The sequence below is a fragment of the Alkalimonas sp. genome, assembly GCF_020831925.1.
In the GTDB taxonomy this organism is placed as follows: Bacteria; Pseudomonadota; Gammaproteobacteria; order Enterobacterales; family Alteromonadaceae; genus Alkalimonas.
Map to the genome: position 1 here is coordinate 1 of NZ_JAFIFQ010000052.1, position 20,905 is coordinate 20,905.

Annotated in this window: 14 protein-coding genes; 7 read left to right on the forward strand and 7 right to left on the reverse strand. The window is 52.1% G+C overall.

From position 1 onward, the window contains the following. Positions 1-641: SPFH domain-containing protein (locus tag JJU14_RS13625; RefSeq protein ID WP_228614237.1), on the forward strand; the 641-nt coding region annotated here is incomplete at its 5' end. Positions 642-785: 144 nt separating this feature from the next. Here JJU14_RS13625 and mltB read toward each other — a convergent pair. Continuing rightward, a complete protein-coding gene (gene mltB / locus JJU14_RS13630; RefSeq protein WP_228614238.1) occupies positions 786-1,838 on the reverse strand; it encodes a lytic murein transglycosylase B in 1,053 nt (350 codons plus the stop codon). Between the two features lie 331 nt (positions 1,839-2,169). Here mltB and JJU14_RS13635 point away from each other — a divergent pair, with 331 nt between their 5' ends. Continuing rightward, the gene (locus JJU14_RS13635) at positions 2,170-3,060 is read left to right on the forward strand and encodes a BadF/BadG/BcrA/BcrD ATPase family protein (RefSeq protein ID WP_228614239.1); all 891 of its coding nucleotides are present in this window, start codon (positions 2,170-2,172) and stop codon (positions 3,058-3,060) included. A 15-nt stretch (positions 3,061-3,075) separates the two neighbouring features. Here JJU14_RS13635 and JJU14_RS13640 read toward each other — a convergent pair whose 3' ends face one another. From JJU14_RS13640 to JJU14_RS13660, 5 genes are all read right to left on the reverse strand, one after another. Continuing rightward, positions 3,076-3,933: a MurR/RpiR family transcriptional regulator gene (locus JJU14_RS13640; protein WP_228614240.1), complete on the reverse strand. Its 858-nt coding sequence runs from the start codon at positions 3,931-3,933 to the stop codon at positions 3,076-3,078. A 49-nt stretch (positions 3,934-3,982) separates the two neighbouring features. Further along, positions 3,983-6,811, reverse strand: coding sequence for an FAD-binding and (Fe-S)-binding domain-containing protein (locus tag JJU14_RS13645; protein ID WP_228614241.1), 2,829 nt, complete (start codon positions 6,809-6,811; stop codon positions 3,983-3,985). 25 nt (positions 6,812-6,836) lie between these two features. Then, positions 6,837-8,036 (reverse strand): exo-beta-N-acetylmuramidase NamZ domain-containing protein, encoded by a 1,200-nt coding sequence (locus tag JJU14_RS13650; protein WP_228614242.1) that lies wholly within the window; start codon positions 8,034-8,036, stop codon positions 6,837-6,839. Then, positions 8,029-8,958, reverse strand: coding sequence for an N-acetylmuramic acid 6-phosphate etherase (gene murQ / locus JJU14_RS13655; RefSeq protein WP_228614243.1), 930 nt, complete (start codon positions 8,956-8,958; stop codon positions 8,029-8,031). The genes JJU14_RS13650 and murQ overlap by 8 nt, the downstream gene beginning before the upstream one ends. Positions 8,959-9,039: 81 nt before the next feature. Further along, positions 9,040-10,635, reverse strand: coding sequence for a sodium:solute symporter (locus JJU14_RS13660; RefSeq protein ID WP_228614244.1), 1,596 nt, complete (start codon positions 10,633-10,635; stop codon positions 9,040-9,042). Between the two features lie 251 nt (positions 10,636-10,886). Between JJU14_RS13660 and JJU14_RS13665 the strand changes: the two genes are divergently transcribed. The 3 genes from JJU14_RS13665 to JJU14_RS13675 all read left to right on the forward strand — a co-directional run bounded on the left by JJU14_RS13665 (position 10,887) and on the right by JJU14_RS13675 (position 16,625). After that, complete coding sequence (locus JJU14_RS13665) at positions 10,887-12,647, forward strand: glycoside hydrolase family 3 protein (RefSeq protein WP_228614245.1); 1,761 nt, start codon at positions 10,887-10,889, stop codon at positions 12,645-12,647. Between the two features lie 11 nt (positions 12,648-12,658). After that, complete coding sequence (locus tag JJU14_RS13670; RefSeq protein WP_228614246.1) at positions 12,659-13,858, forward strand: DUF5009 domain-containing protein; 1,200 nt, start codon at positions 12,659-12,661, stop codon at positions 13,856-13,858. Between the two features lie 196 nt (positions 13,859-14,054). Then, on the forward strand, positions 14,055-16,625 hold the full coding sequence (locus JJU14_RS13675; protein ID WP_228614247.1) for a TonB-dependent receptor: 2,571 nt from the start codon (positions 14,055-14,057) through the stop codon (positions 16,623-16,625). 121 nt (positions 16,626-16,746) lie between these two features. On the opposite strand, the gene JJU14_RS13680 is transcribed toward JJU14_RS13675, so the two are convergent. After that, positions 16,747-19,008 carry a TonB-dependent receptor gene (locus JJU14_RS13680; RefSeq protein WP_228614248.1) on the reverse strand — a complete coding sequence of 754 codons (2,262 nt, stop codon included), beginning with the start codon at positions 19,006-19,008 and terminating at the stop codon, positions 16,747-16,749. Positions 19,009-19,297: 289 nt separating this feature from the next. On the opposite strand from JJU14_RS13680, the gene JJU14_RS13685 reads away from it, so the two are divergent. After that, positions 19,298-20,608: a M24 family metallopeptidase gene (locus tag JJU14_RS13685; RefSeq protein ID WP_228614249.1), complete on the forward strand. Its 1,311-nt coding sequence runs from the start codon at positions 19,298-19,300 to the stop codon at positions 20,606-20,608. An 84-nt stretch (positions 20,609-20,692) separates the two neighbouring features. Beyond that, a partial coding sequence (locus JJU14_RS13690; RefSeq protein ID WP_228614250.1) for an RlmF-related methyltransferase occupies positions 20,693-20,905 on the forward strand: 213 nt, incomplete at its 3' end.

Consider the following 20,905-nt stretch of genomic DNA (forward strand, 5'->3'; position numbering starts at 1 on the left):
ACCGCAATATGGAAGCCTACAGCAACGACCAGCAACCCGCGGTGATGAACCTGTCGGTGCGCTATCAAATTGACAGCAGCCGGGTGGATGAGGTGTACCGTAATTTCGGTACCCGTCAGGCACTGATTGACCGCCAGGTCACCCGCATTGTGCTGGAAGAAGCCAAAACCGTGTTAGGCCAGTTCAATGCCGCCACCTCCATTCGCGAGCGCGGTCGTTTGAATTTGGAAATGGCGCAAGCAGTGCAACGCTCGGTCACCGGGCCGGTGATTATTTTGGGTGTGCAGGTGGAAGATGTGTCGTTCAGTGCTGCTTATGAAGAAAGCGTGGAACAGCGCATGCTGGCAGAAGTGGCGGTTGAACGTGAGCGGCAAAACCTGGAGCGCGAGCGGGTAGAAGCGGATATCGTACGGACCCGGGCTGCGGCGGAAGCGGATCGGGTGCGGGCACAGGCCCAAGCGGAAGCAGACAGTATCCGGCTGCGTGGTAACGCTGAAGCAGAAGCCATTCGGGAACGGGCCGCGGCACTTGCCAATAATCCACTGTTGGTTGAGCTGGTAAAAGCTGAAACCTGGGACGGCAAACTGCCAACCACCATGCTGCCTAACTCCACCGTGCCTTTTATCGAAGCCAATAAGTAATTGCTGCATCCTGTAGGCAGCGCGCCCGGTCATCCGGGCTCGCCGCCTACTGAAAACAGGATAAACCCGGTTTGTCTCCGAAGACATAGCTCATGTCCATCTGCTTCACACCAGAGCCTCTGAGCTTTGGCTGGTCCGGCAGATTCAGTCTACCGATGACGGCTCCGACAGAAAGTGCTGTTCCAGCTGAAGGCTCAATTGATACACCGCCATGGCATAGAGCGGACTATGATTATAACGGGTAATGCTGTAAAAGTTCGGTAACCCAACCCAGTACTCAATATGCTCCTTCTGCTGAAAAGCAAATAACCGCGCCGGGGTATGTGGCGGGACATCCACCTCAAACCTGATACCTGCAGCCGCTAACTCGGCGACACTATGGTTGAGTTGCAAATTTCTACCCTGCAACCAAGGCTCAGTATCCAGATGCCTTGCTACCTGCGCCGGCACAGCGACCACCCCACCCGCTTGCCAACGGCTCGCTTTAAAATAATTGGCCACACTGCCAATGGCATCCACCGGGTTTGAGAGTAAATCCCTCACACCATCCCCATCAAAGTCGATTGCGTAGTGACGATAACTTGACGAAATAAATTGTCCCAACCCCATAGCGCCGGCATAGGAGCCCATGGTTTCGCCAGGCGTGAACCCTTCTTCACGGCTTAACAACAAGTACTCTGCGAGCTCTTTTCGGAAAAAGTCTTGCCGGGGTGGATAATAAAAGCCCAGGGTGTACAAAGCATCCAATACCGGATACTGGCCCATATGCTGCCCATAATTGGTTTCAACCCCAATAATTGCAACAATGATGGAAGCCGGAACACCATATATCTGCTCCGCTTTCGCCAGTGACGCTGCATGCTGCGACCAAAACTGCAGCCCACGCAGCAGACGTTGCTCCGTTAAGAAAATGGGATAGTACTGATACCATGGCCGAGCCTCCCAAGGACGCTGGATGGCATTAAGCACATCTTGATTGAATTTTGCCTGCTCCATGACAGCCTGCAACTGCGTCGCATCAAACTCATGCTGCTCTATCATGCTTTGCATAAAAGCACGGGTATCTGCGCTTCCGGCTGCTGGGGCACCGTTCTGCTCAGCAAGCGCTGCTGCGGAACTGGACAAACACAAGATGAAGCAACAGATCACTTTTTTCCGACAATGCTGAAACACAGGATACAACTTCGATGACTCCATCAAAACCTCCTACTTTTGGTGTGCATCTACTCAACGCAGACAGCCAAAGACCAGACTTTTGTCATCGTCAACCCTATCAGGCATTGCCGCAACACCACATTTTTCTTAATTGTTGCGGCACACAATGACACAAGATGCCGCAAAATTAAAATCATTTATTCCAAAAAAAACAAAAAACAAAGAATAAAAGATTGAAGATTATTTTAATCATGCTAAGTTAGGCTGGGGTAGCCAGACAAACATGTGTGTCAGCTTTAAGGAATTGAGTGCCGAGCTTCAGACTGCCCACTTAGTCCCTCTAGACCACTTCCCTGACAAAAACGGAGCAACCATGAAAACCACAAACTATATTCTGGGTATGGATGGCGGTGGCACAAAAACCGTTGCCAGGTTAGTAAACACACAGACAGGACAGTCCTGGCAATCGCAGGGAGGCCCATCGTCGCTATCCTTGGGCGTGCAATCTGCGGTTGACGTGATTGCGCAACAAGCAGAGGTACTGGCACAGCAGGCCGGTATTAAGCTGTCTGATGTATCGCTGTTGTGCGGCCTGGCAGGTGCAAGCGAACATAGCTTGTGCCAAACAGCACAGCAGCGATTAAACCCCCACTTTGCCCAGGTTGAAATTTGCAGTGATGCAAAAACATCGGCTTGGGGTGCGAATCAGGGAGCTCCGGTTGCAGTCGTTGCCTTAGGCACAGGCTCTGTTGCTATGGAGCTAAATGAACAAGGCACAGAAACACTCATTGGCGGATGGGGGCTGCTGGCGGGTGATGAAGGCAGTGGAGCGAGGTTTGGTCTGCACGCTATCCATGCTTTTTTATGGGAGCTGGATAGCAACCAGGCATTATCTGCAACCGGACGCTATCTGGGCAGCATGGCGGGGCTGCAGCGCACGGATATTTTGCGCTGGCTTCGAACCGCCAAAAGTACCGACTTCGCCGCTCTTTTGCCGGCAATTTGGCAGCTGCAAAACCACTGCACGGTGGCACAGGCTTTGGTGCAGCAGCACCTTCAGGCCGTCATCCGCTTGATAGGTATCATGGATACTAAGTTACCACTTATGATGATTGGTGGTTTAGCAGATATAACAGCACCATTATTGCCTGCCAGTATCCAGCAGCGAATGCGGCCAGCGTTAGGGGATGCGCTCGATGGGGCCTGCATACTGGCAGAGCAGCTATTTGCACCATCCGGTACTTGCAACGTAAGGCAGGCCTGACGGCTGCATCGGCAACTACCTGGCTGAAGCACGAAAGTCGAGCAGCGCCTGATTAGAGGCCTCCAGCATTTTCCGGCCTGTCTCCGATGACTGTGTTAGCAAAATAAATAATGTATCGATCACCAGCTCTTGTGCCGTACGAGCCAAAATCGAGGATAAACGGGCAGAATTTTCATCGGCGACCGTGTGCAAGCACACATCCGCCAAACGAATGATGCTGTTACTGCCATAGCCGGTTAAACTTACAATCCGTACTTGATTCGCCCTGGCCTGTCTGGCGGTAGCAATAACCTCTGGGGTTTCACCCGACTCACTGATCACAAACAATAAATCGTCTGTGCTGTAATTTGCCACATTGGCAAGCTGCACATGAGTATCGCTCTCGGTGATGGCAGCCATCCCAAGTTTCTGCAGTTTTAATGTTAAATCACGGGCCACTAACGCCGACGCACCGATCCCGCACAGCATAATGCGTTTTGCAGTCAACAGCAGGTGGCAAGCCTGTTCGAAGGTTTGCTGGCTATTGATGGCCCGGGTATTATTCAGCACGGTAATTTTGCTGGCCAGTAGCTTATCGGCAGTAACATCAAAGCTGTCATCCAACGAAATTTGCCCATGCAGTTGGACCGATGGCTTTTCGGTGTCTTCATGCAAACTATCGCTTAAGGCAAACTTAAAATCGGTATAGCCTTTATTACCCAGCTTCTGGGTAAACTTCACCACGCTGGCTTGGCTCACTCCGACCGTTTCAGCTAGGGTGCGTGAGGAGAGGTAACGTATTTGATCGGGGTTGGAAAGAATAAAATCAGCTAAGCGTTTCTCACCCGGAGAAAATAAATCGCGTAAGACATTGATTTTATGTAATACAGACATTTTTATTTATCATTTATCACCAAGTTCACTCATTGTAGAGTATCAGAAATTATTTTTCATCCATTGAACGGCTTACTTCTTCCAACAAATACAGCACCGATTGATATGGTAGCCCACTGTGCTCAGTTAGCCCTATCTCACAGGTACGGCTGTTGCTGTAACCACGCTGACAATCAGCGGGAACTTGCTGCTTCAAAGTTTTAAGCGCATGTGCGTTAAGCTCTGGTAGCACAAAACCTTTATCACCGGCAAAGCCGCAGCATTCGATATCTGCTGGTACCACCACGGTTTCAGCACAGGCTTCGGTCAGTGCCAGTAACTGGTCGGCGCTGCCTCGGCGCTTACTGCTGCAGGTCAGGTGCAATAATACCGGCTCTTTCAGCTTATGCACTCTGAGTTGCGGCAAGACCTTTTGGTACAAAAACTCTGCCAGTTCAAAAAGCTCAAACTCGGGTTGGCCTGTTTGCAATTGTAAGGCGCAAGGTGAGGCATCGGTGAGCACCATCAAGGGCTTACCCGCCATGGCCTGCTGCAACTGCTGGATGGTGTCACTGCGCTTTCGGCTGGCAAGATCACACCAGCCTTTGCTATCCCAAGGTTGACCGCAGCAGAGATCCGGTAAGTTTTCCGGAACAAACATGCGGTAACCAGCGCGCGCTAGTACCGTGGAAAGCACGGTCGCTATATCACGCTGATCAGGCGCCTGTTGCTGTGGTGCAAAAATCCGATTGGCACAGCTTGGGAAGTACAGGACAGGAGTGAGTTCAGATGGCTTGGTTGGAACCTGGATGGCCTTGGCCCCTCTTGGCCAGGCACCATAATACTGAGGAAGTGACGATTTAATACGGCGCAAGCCCCTCGAAATACGGCCTAGTGATGATTCCCCCAGCAAGTTGCGGGCGATGCCTAGGCCATTTAATGCGAAGCGCGCCAGTTGACTGCTGGTGGCAAAGTGCTCGGCTACCCAGCCAGCAGCCCTCGGTGCCGGTTTTGCAATGGCCCGCACTGTTTTGATGTAATCGCCGGTATTGATCCCTACCGGACAGCTGCTAGCACAGAGCCCTGTGGCGGCACAGCTATCAATACCCGCATGTTGGTAAGCTGTTTGCACCTCAGCCAGAGCGGGCCCTATCAGCGCCGTCATCTGGCGCTGCATGGCGATACGTTGCCTTGGGGTCAGGGTGTAGTTTTTGGACGGGCAGACCGTTTCACAAAAACCACACTCAATGCACTTGTCGATCTGAGCATCCACTGCAGGCATGGCTTTTAAATGGGTGAGGTGCGCCTTCGCATCCTGGTTCAGGATCACGCCTGGATTTAGAATATTCAGCGGATCGAACAAGGCCTTAATGCGCTGCATTACCTGATAGGCCTCATCCCCCCACTCCAGCGCAACAAAAGGCGCCATATTGCGACCCGTACCATGCTCTGCTTTTAACGAGCCTTGAAAATCCACCGCCACCAGCTGGCTGACATCGGCCATAAAATCGGCATAGCGCTGCTTTTGCTCTTCGCTGGCAAAAGCTTGGGTAAACACAAAATGCAGATTCCCCTCCAGCGCATGGCCAAAAATAATGGCTTCATCGTACCCATAGCGCTCAAACAACTGCTGTAAGGCGGCTACCCCGTCAGCCAACCGCTCGACCGGGAAGGCGACATCTTCAATCACCACGGTGGTGCCGGTGGCACGAATGGCGCCGACGGCTGGAAAAGTGCCTTTACGGATGGTCCACAAAGCGGCATTGCGCTTTGCATCGCAGCTAAAACCAACCTCACGTTGGATGCTGGAGCGGTATTGGGCCAGTACGGCTTCAACCTCAATAAGATGGCTCTGCAGTTGTTCGTCGCTGCTGGCCGCCACCTCAATCAATAAAGCGGCTGCCGTGGCTGGCAGGCTGACAATCTCCGGCATAGCAGGCTTATCGGCCACGCTATGCAGGGCACGATAATCCAGCAGCTCCACCGCTTCTACCGGACAACCCCGCAGCAAAGCAACGCTTTCACAGCAGGCTTGCAAGCTATCGAACACAAAAAAGCCGCTGGCCCGATAAGGTTCCTGCGGCACCGTCTGATAGATTATATCGGCAATAAACCCCAGCGTTCCCTCAGAGCCAATCATCAGGTGCTTTAGGATCTCCAGCGGTTCCTGGTAATCAACCAGGGCATTGATGCCATAGCCGGTAGTGTTCTTTAGCCGGTACTTGTGTCGGATCAGGCTGCGCAGCGCGCTATTGGCATTTACTTCTGCCGCCAAATCGGCCAGGCCTTGCAACAAGTTAGGGTAGTTGTGCTTAAATGCCTGAACGCTTTGAGCGCAGGAGCTATCCAGCACCCCACCATCTGCCAGTACCAGTGTCATCTCTGCCACCGTATGGTAGCTGTTGTGCTTGACTCCGCAGCACATACCGGAGGCATTATTGGCCGCGATACCGCCGATCTTGCAACTATTGATGGAAGCGGGATCAGGGCCTATTTTCCGGTTATAAGGTAGTAGCAGTTGGTTTGCTTTGGCGCCGATGACGCCAGCCTGCAGCCAAATCCTGGCGCCATCCTCCATTACCCTAGCCCCTTGCCAATCATCCGACAACAGCAGCAGGACCGAATCCGAAATCGCTTGGCCGGACAAACTAGTGCCAGCGGCACGAAAGGTAATGGCGATGTGCGCTTCGCTGGCCAGTTGCAACACCGCCACCACCTGCGCTAGGCTGTTGGCACGCACCACCAGCTGTGGCAACAAGTAGTAAAAGCTCGCATCGCCACTGTACGCCATACGCCGCGGCAAGTCAGCAAACACCTCCGGCGCATCGCTCAAAGCTTCCAGTTGCTGTTTAAAAGTGCAATAGCGGACGTTTAACGCTGCCTGATGCTGGGTGGTCATGACATTGCCTTAGCGAAGTTCCGTATTAAGGGTAGAGCAAATAAGGTGCCCGTTGTTCTTTGAACGCAGCGAGATCGGCCTGCCAACCCGCCTTGATTTCTGCTTCCGACAACCCTTGTTCAATCGCCAGCCGCAGCGCATCCGTACCCGCCAGTCTATCCATAAAGCCTGCCGAGGTAAAAAAAGGCTCACCAGCCGCTGCAAACACCTGATACCAGCTGATCAAGTAACTTAAATCCAGCCCCTCTACCGGGGCGTGGCGCAGATCCTGGCCAAACACCTGTTGGTCTTTAAACTTCGGGTTGCTGGCGGCACCAGGGATGGAGCGCGGCGTAAAGGAAAACGGCGGCTCAGTATCGGCCACATACAAGGTCGGGTGCCCAATCACCTGGAATGGGAAGTCGGTACCACGCCCTTCACTGACCGGTGTGGCCTCAAAAAAACACAGCGAGGTATAGGCACGAATGGACTGGTAATTCGGCAAGTTGGGGCTGGGCCGAACGGGCAGGTCATACCGCATATCCCGGCGGTAATTCAGCATCGGCACCACGTACAACTCCAAAGGATGCGCGGTGTTCAGCCAGCCTTCTGACAGAATCATCTGGGCCAATTCACCGATGGTCATGCCGTGCAACAATGGAATACGGTGCATGCCAACAAAAGAGCGGAATTGCTCATCCAGCATGGGCCCATCCACAAACTCGCCATTGGGGTTTGGCCTGTCCAACACAACAAAAGGAATGCTGTGCTCGCTGGCTGCTTCCATCATGTAATGCATGGAGCTGATGTAGGTATAAAAGCGGGCACCCACATCCTGAATATCAAACAGCACCACATCAAGGTCGTGCATGGCCGCTGCCGATGGCTTTCGCGAACTACCATAGATGGAATAAATTTCTACGCCGGTTGCAGTATCCACACCAGCGGCAACATGAGCACCGGCGTCGTGATCGCCACGAAAGCCATGCTCAGGGGCAAAAATACGCTGCACAGTGATCTGTTGGCTTACTAAGTAATCCACCAGATGTTGCTGTTGCAGCATCGAGGTTTGATTGACCACCAGCCCGACCCGCTTGCCTGCCAGCAAGGGCAAAAAACGTTCGGTTTGCTCCACTCCCAATATCAGTGCAGCCTCTGTTGTTGCCCCAGCCTCGGTTTGTGATGACTGTGGGCTGCAAGCTACAATCAGCAACACCAGCACACAGCTTGTGAAAATTTTAACCATGAGTGACCTCCTGTATGGCACTACGTAACCGCCCCTGATGTTTAATGAGTAACTTTTGTCCCTTGTCGACATCCAGTCCGGTGACGAGATGCAAAATGGCAAGCTTGGTTTGATGGCCGGTTTTTTGCACTGCCTGGCTTGCTTGTTGCAAAGTGCAACCAGTCGCTTCAGCCACTATTCTGACGGCTCGGGCATACAGCTTTTCATTGCTGGCACTGACATCCACCATCAGGTTTTGGTAGGCCTTGCCACAACGAATCATACTAGCGGTGGTCAGCATATTGAGTATCATTTTTTGCGCACTGCCAGATTTCATACGGGTAGAGCCCGTTAAGACTTCCGGCCCAACAACTGGGCAAATGGCAATTTCAGCACTTCGGGTAACAGTAGAATCAGGGTTGCAGGTTACCGAAATGGTGGCAGCACCTAACTGCCTGGCATAGTTTAATGCATGAATCACGTAAGGAGTACGGCCACTTGCTGCGATGCCAACCAACACATCTTTGGCACTGAAATCAATGTTCTGCAAGTCTTCAATCCCCAGCTGGGTATCATCTTCAGCACCTTCCACCGCTTTGTGGATGGCCGAATCTCCCCCGGCAATAATACCAATCACCTGCTGAGCCGGAACACTGAAGGTTGGCGGACATTCAACCGCATCCAGCACCCCCAGTCGGCCGCTGGTACCGGCTCCCAGATAAACCAATCGCCCGCCTTGCTGGAAGGCGGCAACTATCTTTTCCACTGCGGCAGCAACCTGCGGCAGTACCGCTTTAATGGCAGGAGCCACTCGATGATCTTCCTCGTTAATCTTCTGCAGCAGCGCCAATGAGTCCAGCTCGTCCAGATTGTGCGTATCTGGATTTCGGCTTTCCGAAACCAACTGCTCAAGTTCACCTGCCAGTTCTATGTAATTCTTCACGACCATTACCTTGCATCTGTGGTCCCGTTGTCACGCAGTGTATAACGGGAGTAATTGTACAAACATCCATACTCAAACAGCTTAGGCTGTTTGCTCACGCAAATTCCATTGCTGTTGTGTTGCGCGGCAGGGTTTACCCGCCAAGCAAATGATGAAAGCGATGAGCGTGCCAAGGCAAAGTTGCCAGGTAAAGCCAATATCAAAGCTCCAGCTTTCAGGCAAGTAAGCTTGTAATGTATATGGCTGCAATGCCAACGGCACCAAAAAGCCAGCAATAAATGCCCAAGTCACACTGGTTTTACTGCCCCGGTTGGTAAACAAAGCGGTGAAATACACTCCCAGTAAGCCACTGTAGGAAAACACCATCACACTCAGAGCGAACGCCAACAACGGCATATCCGAGCTTTTTTGCCAGTAAAAGCAAATAATAGCCATGACAGACAGCGCCAATGCACTCATCACCATGCCGGCCTGACCCGCAGTCACGTAATGTTTTTCCGTACGTTGCCGCTTATGCTTTTGTACCCAGGGCCGGTAGATGTCCTGCACCAACACCGATGACATGGCATTCAGACCAGAGTTGATGGTGGATAATGCAGCTGCCACCACCCCAACAGTAACTAGGCCACGAACACCGGTTGGCATTTCGTGCAAAACATAGGACATAAATACGGTAATTTTTTCACCGGAGAAACTATCGGACATGGTGCCCCCCCCCGCAGCCAACATCAAATCGGGACGCAGATAAAAGACGTACAGCAACATGCCAATAAAAATAAAGATCAGCATCACCGGAATCACCATCACAATGGACCACAGTAATGCCTTGGAACCGCTTTTCGCATCTTTGCACGACAGCATCCGTTGGGTAATGTCCTGATCCAAACCAAAGGCTGCAATATTCAACAGGGTAAAACCAATCAGCGCGGACCAAAAAGTAAAAACCCCTGCCGAGGTAAAGTCCAACCGAAAATCAAATAAGGTTAACTTGGACATCTCACGGTCATGAGGATTGGCAAGCGCATCAATGATCTGAGAAAAGTCAGCAGGAATGGCGTACAGAAGGGAAGCAATCACCGCAAGCGCGGCAGTGACATAAACAATGCACTGAATCACATCGCTGTAGATCACTGAGCGGATCCCACCAACAAAGGAATAGGCGAGACCAGCAGCGGCAAGTAACACAATGGAAAAAATAACACTGCTAGCAGCGATGTCAGCAAACAACATCATCGAAACCGCGATCCCGGCCATATAGAGCCTGGCACCACTGGCGAAAACACGACCAAACAGATACAGAGAACTGGCTTGTGTTTTGGAACGGGCGCCAAAGCGTTGCTCCAGCAGCTCATACACAGTGCCCACTTTGTACTGATAAAAACGAGGAATCAACGCAACGGCCACCACATAGGCAGCAATGAAAGCGCCAATATTGGTCATTAAATAACTGAAATCCCCCCGAAAGCCTTGATCGGGGCCACCCAAAAAGGTGGCAGCGGACTGCGCAGTGGCCAAAACGGACACCGCAACCATCCAGACAGGCATCGAATTGCCCGCAAGGAAATAGTCTCTGGTATTGCCCGATTGACGCCGACTAAAGTACCAGCCAGTCAACGACATGACTGCGAAATACATGAAAAATGCCAACCAATCTGGCCATAGGAATTGTGACGTCATGAGCATTTTGCCTTGTGCTGGGTGTACTTCCGCAATCTTTTATACTATATTTCAGACAAATTAAAGAATAAATGATTACTCAAGTCAAGTAGAAGTCAAACAACAAGATGATTGATTCGCTTTAATATCGTCTGGAGGGGCCCTTGAAACGCACTGATTTTTTTAGATGTTCAGCACACACTTTATGCGCCTTAGTACTATTTCCGCTGTTGCTGCTGAAAGCATGCAGCAAACCATACACCGACGCCCAGTTGCGCGAAGATATCGCGCAAAAGCTGATGATCGATATTCGTTATTTCTGCAACGATGGTACCGTACCAGAGCGCTGCCGAACGCCGGTCACAACACTTCCCGATGAAATTGGAGCGCTCATCCGCCAGCACAATCTTGGCGGTGTCATCCTTTTCCGCGAAAACCTGCACAGCACCGAGCAAATCATTCGACTCACCCAAAATCTGCAACACGCAGCGCGGCAAAGCAGTGCGCAGCACCCCTTGTTTATCGGTATTGATCAGGAAGGAGGGCGCGTTTTCAGGACTCCCCGTGAATACACCACAGCATTTACTGGCAATATGGCTATTGGTGCCACGTATCCGGTCTATGGCACCCACTTTGCTAAGCAGAGCGGCACTGTGATTGGGGCTGAACTCAAAGCATTGGGCATTAACCTGAACTTTGCCCCCACCGTGGATGTCAACAACAACCGTGATAACCCAGTGATCAATGTTCGCTCTTACGGTGAAGATCCACAGCGGGTAGCCGAACTTGGTCTGGCTCAACTGACTGGAATGCAACAACAAGGAATTCTGGCGACCTTAAAGCACTTTCCAGGCCATGGCGATACCCATGTCGATAGTCATCATGGTTTACCCAAAGTCAGTCACCAGCGAGAGCGTATTGAGGCTGTAGAACTACTCCCCTTCCGGCACAGCATCAACCATGGGGAGCCGGCCATGGTGATGACCGCCCATATTCAGTTCCCCGCTCTGGATGACAGCAAGCTGATGGATACACAGGGAAACCATCAATACCGCCCCGCGACATTATCCCGCGCTATTCTGACCGATCTGTTGCGTACCGAAATGGGATTCCAGGGGCTGGTTATTACCGACGCGCTCGATATGGCGGGGATCAGCCACTTTTTTAGCCCAGAGCAAGCATTGATTGAAACATTCCGGGCCGGTGCCGATATAGCGCTGATGCCACTGCGTCTGCACCATCCGGACGATCTGAGCGGCCTAGAAAAGCTTATCGACGCTGTGGTGGATGCAGTCAGGCAGGGCGAACTCTCAGCCAGTGAAATCCAGCAATCAGCAGCGCGCATTCGTCACTACAAACAACACTACCAACTGGCAAAGGCTTTCAAAGTGAATACGAAGCAAGCCATCACAGCTGCCAAGCAACTGCTTGGCAACCCACAACATCGACTTATCGAACAACAATTGACCGACGCTTCAGTTACCTTGGTCCGTGGCACAACCCAACTACTGCATGATCAAGTTCAAGAACTCTTGTTAGTGATGCCCGAGCAATCGGGTTGTATGGCGCTGCAACACGAATTAAGCCTGGCCCGGTATGCTTTGAGTAGCCGTTGTTTGTCGATGGATGATTATCATGCCGGTGCATTCAGCACGCAATTGCAGGCAGTAGAAGCGGTAGTTGTTGGTAGCATTACCCCTGCCGCCAGTTTGGTCGAGTTTGGCGGCATGTATGATCAGAATACTACGGGCGAGCAGTTAAGCCCACAGCAACAGCAAGTGTTGATACCGCAATTGATCCACCAGGCAAAAGCAGCCGATAAACCTGTCTTCTTTGTCAGTTTGCGCACGCCTTACGACATCCCACTGCTGGCTGACGAAGCCGATACAGTGCTGGCTGTGTATGGCTACAATACACATCAAGTGCAGATCGATGGCCGCACCCTAGTCACGGGACCGGCGTTTGCGGCTCTGGCACGTGCCCTGACCGGGATATCAGAGCCCGAGGGCCAGTTGCCAGTGCGCATGCACTAAGAGGGAAAAGGATGTTTCACTACTTGAAGTGCTATGCCGATGGTATTTTGTCGGCCCTGCCAGCAGATCGGTTATTGGCAATTGATGCTTTTCGTGGCTTGACCATCACCGCCATGATTCTGGTGAATAACCCCGGCAGCTGGGCATCCATCTATGCTCCTCTGAAACATGCCGAATGGCATGGCTGGACACCGACGGATCTGATATTTCCTTTTTTCGTATTTATTGTTGGGGTCTCTATCCTGCTTTCGATTGGGACGCAGCAAGCACGGGGGACTACCAACGCCGAACTGGTAAGGCATGGTGCAAAACGCATGGTAAAGCTGATTCTGCTGGGTTGGTTTCTGGCATTGTTTTACTACAACTTTCGTGATCCATCCTTTAACTGGTTAAGCGATCGATTCCTGGAAATGCGTATCCCCGGCGTATTGCAACGACTTGGAGTTGTCTATTTCGCCACCCTGCTGATTGTACTTTATTGCCCCAAGCGGCATTATCTGAGCTGGGCGATCGGGCTTTGCCTACTCTACAGCGTGCTGCTGCTTTGGTTCCCCTACAGCGATGCTAATGGCATGCGTTATCAAGGCGAATTACTGCCCGGCAATAATCTGGCGGCCTGGCTTGATCAGCTGGTCTTTGGGTCTATGCACCTTTACGCCAGCAACAGCCGACCTTTTGCCTCTGATCCCGAAGGGCTGCTCAGCACCCTACCGGCAATCAGCAGCTGCCTGACCGGTGTGCTCGCGGCCCAGTTCTTGAAAAACAATGCCTGCTTAGGGCGCAAAGTACTGGTGATGGCGGGCTTTGGTCTACTCCTGATTGCAATGGCTCACCTGCTTGCCCCGATCTTGCCAATCAACAAACCGCTTTGGACCCCAAGCTATGTGCTGCTAAGTACCGGCTTTGCGCTAGTCGTGATGGCCATTTGTTTGTGGCTGATCGATTTGCGCAATTACCGCCGTTGGACAGCACCTTTTGTGGTCTTTGGAGCCAATGCCATCGCATTTTTTATGTTTGCTGGCGTTATGGCTCGCCTGTTCAGCCTGGTGCCACTGGGCGATCGATCGCTGCAAAGCCTGCTCTATAACGACCTGTTGCAACCTCTGTTTGGCAATTACAACGGCTCACTGGCGTATGCCCTGCTTTTTTTGGCTATGTCCTACCTGGTGATGCACTGGATGTACCAAAAGGGGTGGTTCTGGAAGGTGTAAGCCTCTCATCGCACTACTAGCCCCCCCCAAAGAACCAGAAGACGAAGCAATATTACAGCAGTTAAGTACAAATTCTGATCAAAAAAACTTGCTGTATCATTTGACAGCGAGCGAAAAATAATCAATTATTCATTAAAATAACCATGGTAAGTAATCTATTATTTATCATATAACATAGCAAAACAGGGATAACACTATGCATCGATCAAAAATTTTCAAAATTTCCGTTTTAAGTGCATCCGTCATCTTTGCCTGCTCTAGCCTGGCTGCCGAGGTTGATTCAACTGAAGAGGAAGACGTTGAGCGTATTCAGGTACGAGGTTTTGCGGCTTCGCAAGAGCGCAACCTGAACATCAAACGATTTTCAGATACCATTGTTGACGCAGTTACAGCAGAGGATGTGGGTAAGTTTCCAGATCAAACGGTTGCAGACTCACTGGCTCGGATCAGCGGCGTTCAAGTAGAACGAAGCGATGGTGAAAGTGACCGAGTCAGTATTCGGGGAACAGCGCCGCACTTGAATCTTACCTTGCTGAATGGTCAGAATGTTGCTTCGGCAACTGCTTCAACATCTATCCTGACACCGTCGCGCGGCTTTAATTATTCCTTACTGCCTTCTGAAGTGATACAAACGCTGGAAGTGCATAAATCAGCTCAAGCCAAAATTGATGAGGGCTCACTGGGCGGCACGGTCATTGTAAGAACCCGGAAACCGCTGGAAATGGAGCGGAACTTCTTAGCAGTATCTGCCAGAATGGCCTATCAAGACACCAGCAATAAGACCAGCCCACTGTTGTCTGGCTTTTATTCCTGGAAGGATGAAAACGAAGACTTTGGCTTTAATTTCAGTGCCGTCTACAAAGAAAACAATATCCAGCGCGATAGCAAATTCACCAGAGGCCTAAGCCGGGTTGTTCGCGATGACATGACCTATTTTGCCCCAGCAGAAGCGCGTGCCTCGCGTTATGAGTCGGCACAAGATCTCACCACCTTGACCGCAGCCTTCCAGTTTGCACCAACTGACTCCTGGTCTTTCATATTCAACAACTTATACTCTAAGGTTGATCAAGAAAATTTCTCGGTTGCCAATGGCGCTTATCTGATTGGTAGCCCAAATGATATTCAGTTCAGTAACCTGGCAGGAAGTCTTATTACCAGCGGCAGAGTTTTTCCAAACGCCAATGATGGTAACTGGCAAAAAGAAGCCTTATACACCGCCAATTATCACTTGGGGGGTTACCAAACCCGGGTGCATGATTTGCAAGCCACCTACAAAGCCGACAACTATACACTCTCGTTCCAAGCTGGTTTTACTAGGGCCAAAGGGGACATCAAAGATGACCAGGTAGAATTTCAGGCCGCTGCTGAAGCCGATTTCAGCATTGTCGGTGGCGACGTCAGCTATCGCTTTGACGATACCTTAATGCCAGCGGATTACAATGGTCTCTACACCCATCGCAACCTGATTTCCAACGCGCAAAAAGAAAGCTACTTTCAAGCAGACCTGAATTATGCGTTAAACGGTGATTGGTTTACCTCCATTGATGCAGGGGTGAAGTACCGTGCCCATAACAAAACGTCAGGCTTGTTTAAAGTAGTCTGGCATCCGAACGATCTTGGTGCAGCCCGACTGAATCAATTTACCAACGGCAGCTTAATCCAAGACTTTTTCGCTCAGGGTAACGAGCAACACGCTCTGTATCAATTTAATCATGCAGCATGGCAGCAATGGACCGAGGACACCACGCCACTGCGTGAGTACGATCACATGGAGTACGCGTTCGACCTGACAGAAAACATCGGCAATGCATACCTGCAAGGTAATTTCTCTGTCGATAAATTACGCGGCAACATCGGTGTACGCTATGCCCGCACAGAACAAACCAGTGAAGGCTTCGATTTTTGGATGCAATTCCCATGGGCTCCCGAGTCCTGGATCTGGACCCCTGTAGTGGTGGAGCGAAGCTACGACGATATCTTGCCAAGCCTGAACCTGAATTACAGCCTGGCGGATGATTTAATTGTGCGCTTTGCCGCTGCAAAAGTCATATCACGGCCAGATTATGACTTATTAACCAGCCGTCGCGGCTACAGAAAAACGGCATTCCACAATCCACCTAACCCGGGGTTTCAGGGGAATCCGCATTTAGATCCGTACCGCGCCAATCAATACGATCTATCTGCTGAATACTATTTCACCCGCGCCTCCATCGTATCCATTGCTTATTTCTACAAGGATATAAGCTCTTACATTGATGAGCAGTATTTCCCGGTGATGCTGCCCGATGAAGCAGGCAATCTGGATGAGTACAACCTGCGTACCCCTGTGAACACCGAAGGTGGAGTGAATCAGGGCATCGAGTTAAACCTGCAGCATAACTTCGGCAATGGCTTTGGTGTCCTGGCCAACTATACCTATGCCAATGCCAAAATGAATGAAGAAGGCAAAGAGTTACCCAACAACTCACGCCACACCTACAACGCCACGGTTTATTACGATCAAGGAGATTGGTCGGCCCGGATTTCCTACAACTACCGAGATCGTTACTACGCAGGTATTATTGGCGAGCACCGCTGGTACCAAAGCGGCTATGGCCAGATTGATACCAATATCTCATACAGGATCAATCAGAATTTTACCGCCATGCTGCAAGTGGTAAACCTTGGCGATGCAAAAGCCAAAGCAGAGGTGGGTGATGACGGTGTTCCTTTCAGAATCAACCACTTTGGTCGTCGCGTCTTTGCCGGTGTTCGTGCAACCTTTTAAACAGAGCACCATTCTGAAATCTTAAACTAAGCATTCAGAATGTTGGTTGAACAACACAGAAGCGCAGCTGGTAGGATGCCAGCTATCCAGCGCAGGCCTGAGGCCTGCGCTTTTTTAGTTGCTAAAAACTCAGCTGTATACCGGCATAGACTGAACGCCCCATACCGGGCACACCAATGCCAAAAGGAATCCCATTCAACGACATGGTGGTGCCCTGACCGACATAGCTGCCACCTGCCGGTAAGGTGTAAAATTTGTTCAGCAGGTTTTCTACCCCAAGATCCAGCCGCAGCGCTTGCCAGCTGTGGCTAAACCGAAGGTTGAGCAGGCCATAACCGGCGGTATCGATTTCATTGCGAATGCTGGATAGGCGCTGCTTGCCCGAGACCAGCTGCCACTCCAGGCTGTTGTCCCAGCCGGCCAATTGCTGCTGCAGGCTAAAGCGAGCTTGCCATGGCAGCGTTTGGTAAAGGCCATCTTGCGTGTCGGTATTTTTCGCATCCAGATAGCTGATGTTGCCATGCAGTTGCCACAGGCCACTGGCATTGGCTGCCAACTGAGTGGCTGCGGTGAAGTCCAATCCCTGCAGGCGTGCTGCCTGGTTTTGGTACTGCAGCACATTAAACTGCCCGGCTTGCCAACCGCCGTTGGTAGCAGCTGCATCGATGAAGTCTTTCACCCGGGTATGGTAGGCATTAAAACTCACCTGATGCAGCTGGTTGTCGCTTAACCAGTTCAAACTGGCCGAGACGGTATGGGCTTTTTCAGGTTTCAGCGCCAGGTTACCGACATAGCCATTGCCATCGCCTACCAGATTGTTCATGGAAGCGGCCATGGGCCAGAACGACCAGGGGTAGGTTTCGTACAAATTAGGGCTGCGCACTTTTTGGGCGGCACCCAGCTCCAGTTGCCAGTTTCGGCTCAGGGCATACCGGCTAAGCACCGTCAGATCCAGGTTGCTGTCGGTTATACGACGCTCGGCTTGATTAAAGGCGGCCGCATTCATCCCTTGCATGCCAGGCGCATTCATCGCAGTAGAGTAGCCTTGCACCGGGCTGGCATCACGCAGCACCGACTCCAGCCGGATCCCATACAGCAGCACCCAGTCTGCGGAAGCTTGCAACTCATGTTCGGCAAAGAAGGCCCGGCGATCGCGTTTGCCATGATTGATGTTCAAAAAGGTGCCCGGCCCCATGCCGCCACCGGATGCAGTCCAATAGTCGTCCAGCCGGAACTGCTGGTACTCAACACCCAGGCGAATGCTATCGGTAGCGGAGCGCTCAAACTCGGCACTTAGCCGGAAACCCAGCGTATCGGCATCGGAGTGCATTGGCATACCGGCAGCGCAGGTGCCATTGGGATCACCATGAAAACGAATGGGATCACAAGGATGGCCGCCGATGGCATTACTGCCATACCAAAATTGCCGATCTGGTCCAAAGTCCATAAAGTGCTCGACGCTTTCATGGTATAGCCGGCTGTGCCAGTGCCCCCAAGCGGTGTTGCGTTGCCAGCTCAGGTTGATGCGCTGCTGCTGATTATCCAGCAAGTCCATCCGTTGGTTTGGGTACAACTGGCTGGGCATATTCTGGTAGCCCAGCTGCAGATCGAACAGATCCTGCCGGGTGGTGAGCGCCAGCCGCAGGCTGTGATTCTGTGTTTCAAATGCGCTGGAACCAACTTCGTCCAGCGGCAGGCTGTGGCTGGGTCTGCCAGTGGCTGCCTGCTCTTTGAAGTTGGCGGCAGCGCGGTAATTATTCCCCCGGCTCCAGTTGCCGCTGTAACCGGCAAAGAGTGCCGCGCTGCTGTAATCCAGCTTGATGTTGGCCCCCCGGGCCTGATTGTTGCTGCGGTAAAAAGATCCGATTTCCCCGGTAACGCTGGCTTCAGCGGTAAATACCGGTGCTTTGGACTCACTGATGATGCTACCGCCAATGCTGTCACCGCCCAGACTGACCGGACTGATCCCGGCAAAGACCATGATGCGCCCCACATCGGTAGGCGCCATGTACGACAGCGGCGGGTTCATGTGATTTGGGCAGGCCGCAATCAGATCCATGCCATCCACTTTCACCCGCAGTCGGTCATCAGCCAGCCCCCGGATCACCGGCAAACCAGACACAGCACCAGCCTGCTGCACACTAACCCCTGCCAACATGGCCAGCAAGCTGGCGGTATCGCTGGTGGCGGCGGCCTGCTTTCGAATGGCGGCTGCATCAAGTTGTTGCTGCTGCGTGCCGCGCAACGGCTGTTGGCCTTCAACACGAATACGCTCAATGTCCTGGTCGAAGGCAGAAGCCGGATTGGCCATAAGGCAACCAAGACAGATGGCCAGCGTCAGTGGGGCTAGGGTAAAGTGATGCAAGGAAACAGTAGTCGCCATAAAAAATTCACCAAAAACACAGCCAGCAAACTGGGGTCGCTGAGCAGCAACAAAGGATACCGTCTATGTTAGGTGCTTATAACTTGCAAGGTAATGCGACAAAGTGTCGCATTACCAGAGCGGTACCGGAGTTGATGACCATTGAGCCAGGTGTTGATGGTGTTTTTCACCCAAAACTTATATGGTAGTAGCAGGCACTTTTCACCAAGGACTCTTTATGGCTTTGCTCCATTGCTCCCGAAGCTTCTGCTCATCCCTATTGCTTGTCGCCTTATTGACTGGTCACGCTTTGGCTAACGACGCAGAACCCGATCAAGGGCGGGTCATTCACTCTGCTGAGCAGTTTAGTGTACTGCCCCACCGCGAACGCATTGCGCCAGAAAATGCCATGCTCAACGAGCGCTTAACCAGCCTGCTACCAGCACTGATGGCAGAAACAGAGCTGGATATGTGGTTGGTGATCAATCGTGAATACGTGGAAGACCCGGTATTCTTTAGCCTGGTGCCCCAGCCCACCTTCGCAGCACGACGGACCACCATGCTGATCTTTAACCGGCTGGCGGATGGTCAGGTGGAAAAGTTATCGGTAAATACCTATCCGTTTGGCGCACCTTATGAGTCTGCCTGGTCTGGCGGCGATTTGGATGAGCAGTGGCAGGCCCTGGCCGATCTTATTGTGGCAAAAGACCCCAAGCGCATCGGTATCAATGTCTCGACCCATTGGCCAGAAGCCGATGGCCTGACCAAGGGGATGCATGAGCGGTTGCTCGCTGTTTTGCCGCAGCAGTACCAGCAGCGGCTGGAACCGGCCGAAAACCTGGTGGTGCGCTGGCTGGAAACCCGAACCGAGGCCGAGCTTAGTGTTTACGCGCATGCGGTGTCATTGGCCCGCGGGGTCATTGCAGAGGGCTTTAGTTCCCGGGTTATTACGCCCGGTGTTACCACCACCGACGATGTCGCCTGGTACTTGCGCCAGCGCTTTGAAGACTTAGATCTCCCCATTTGGTTTATGCCCTATGTAACTTTTCAGCGCCAGGGTGAAACCTGCACCGATGAGCAGCCGTTTTGCAGCGTAAACCAAGGGGTGATTCAACGGGGCGATGTGCTGCATACCGATGTAGGGATCTGCTACTTAAAGATGTGTACCGATACCCAGGAAATGGCCTATGTCCTGAAACTGGATGAAACCGAGGCACCGCAAGGTCTACGCGATGCACTACGCCAAGGCAATCGCTGGCAGGATATCCTCACCGCTGAGTTTAAAACCGGCCGCACCGGCAATCAAATCCTGGCGGCAACCCAGGCAGCCAGCAAGGAGGCTGGCTTGCATAGCAGTACCTACACCCACCCGATTGGTTTTTTTGGCCACGCACCTGGCCCCACCATTGGCATGTGGGATAACCAAGGGCCAACAGCAGTAAACGGAGACTGGCCGCTGTATGCCAATACCGCTTACGCCATTGAAGGCAATATCAAACAACGGTTGCCCGAGTGGGGCAATCAAACCATTCAGATTATGCTGGAACAAAGTGCTTACTTTGATGGGCAGCGGGTCATTTATCTGGCTGGCCGCCAGACCCAGTGGCATTTGGTACGTTGATAGGGCAAGGCTGCTGGCGTGCAACAGCTCGCCAGCGCCCTCTGAATCACGTAAACTGCCGCCAGATAAATAGCCGTGATGATTATGACCAAACCAGCCCAACTGCACCCACGCAACCCACATCAGGGGCGTTATGATTTGGCCCGGCTAAGCCGGGATTTCCCACCGTTGCAACAGCACCTGCGTCTTAATCCGGCAGGCGAGCCCACCATCGATTTCAGTCAACCGGATGCAGTACAGGCGTTAAATGCAGCCTTGCTCAAGCACTATTACCAGGTGGCTTACTGGCAGTTGCCA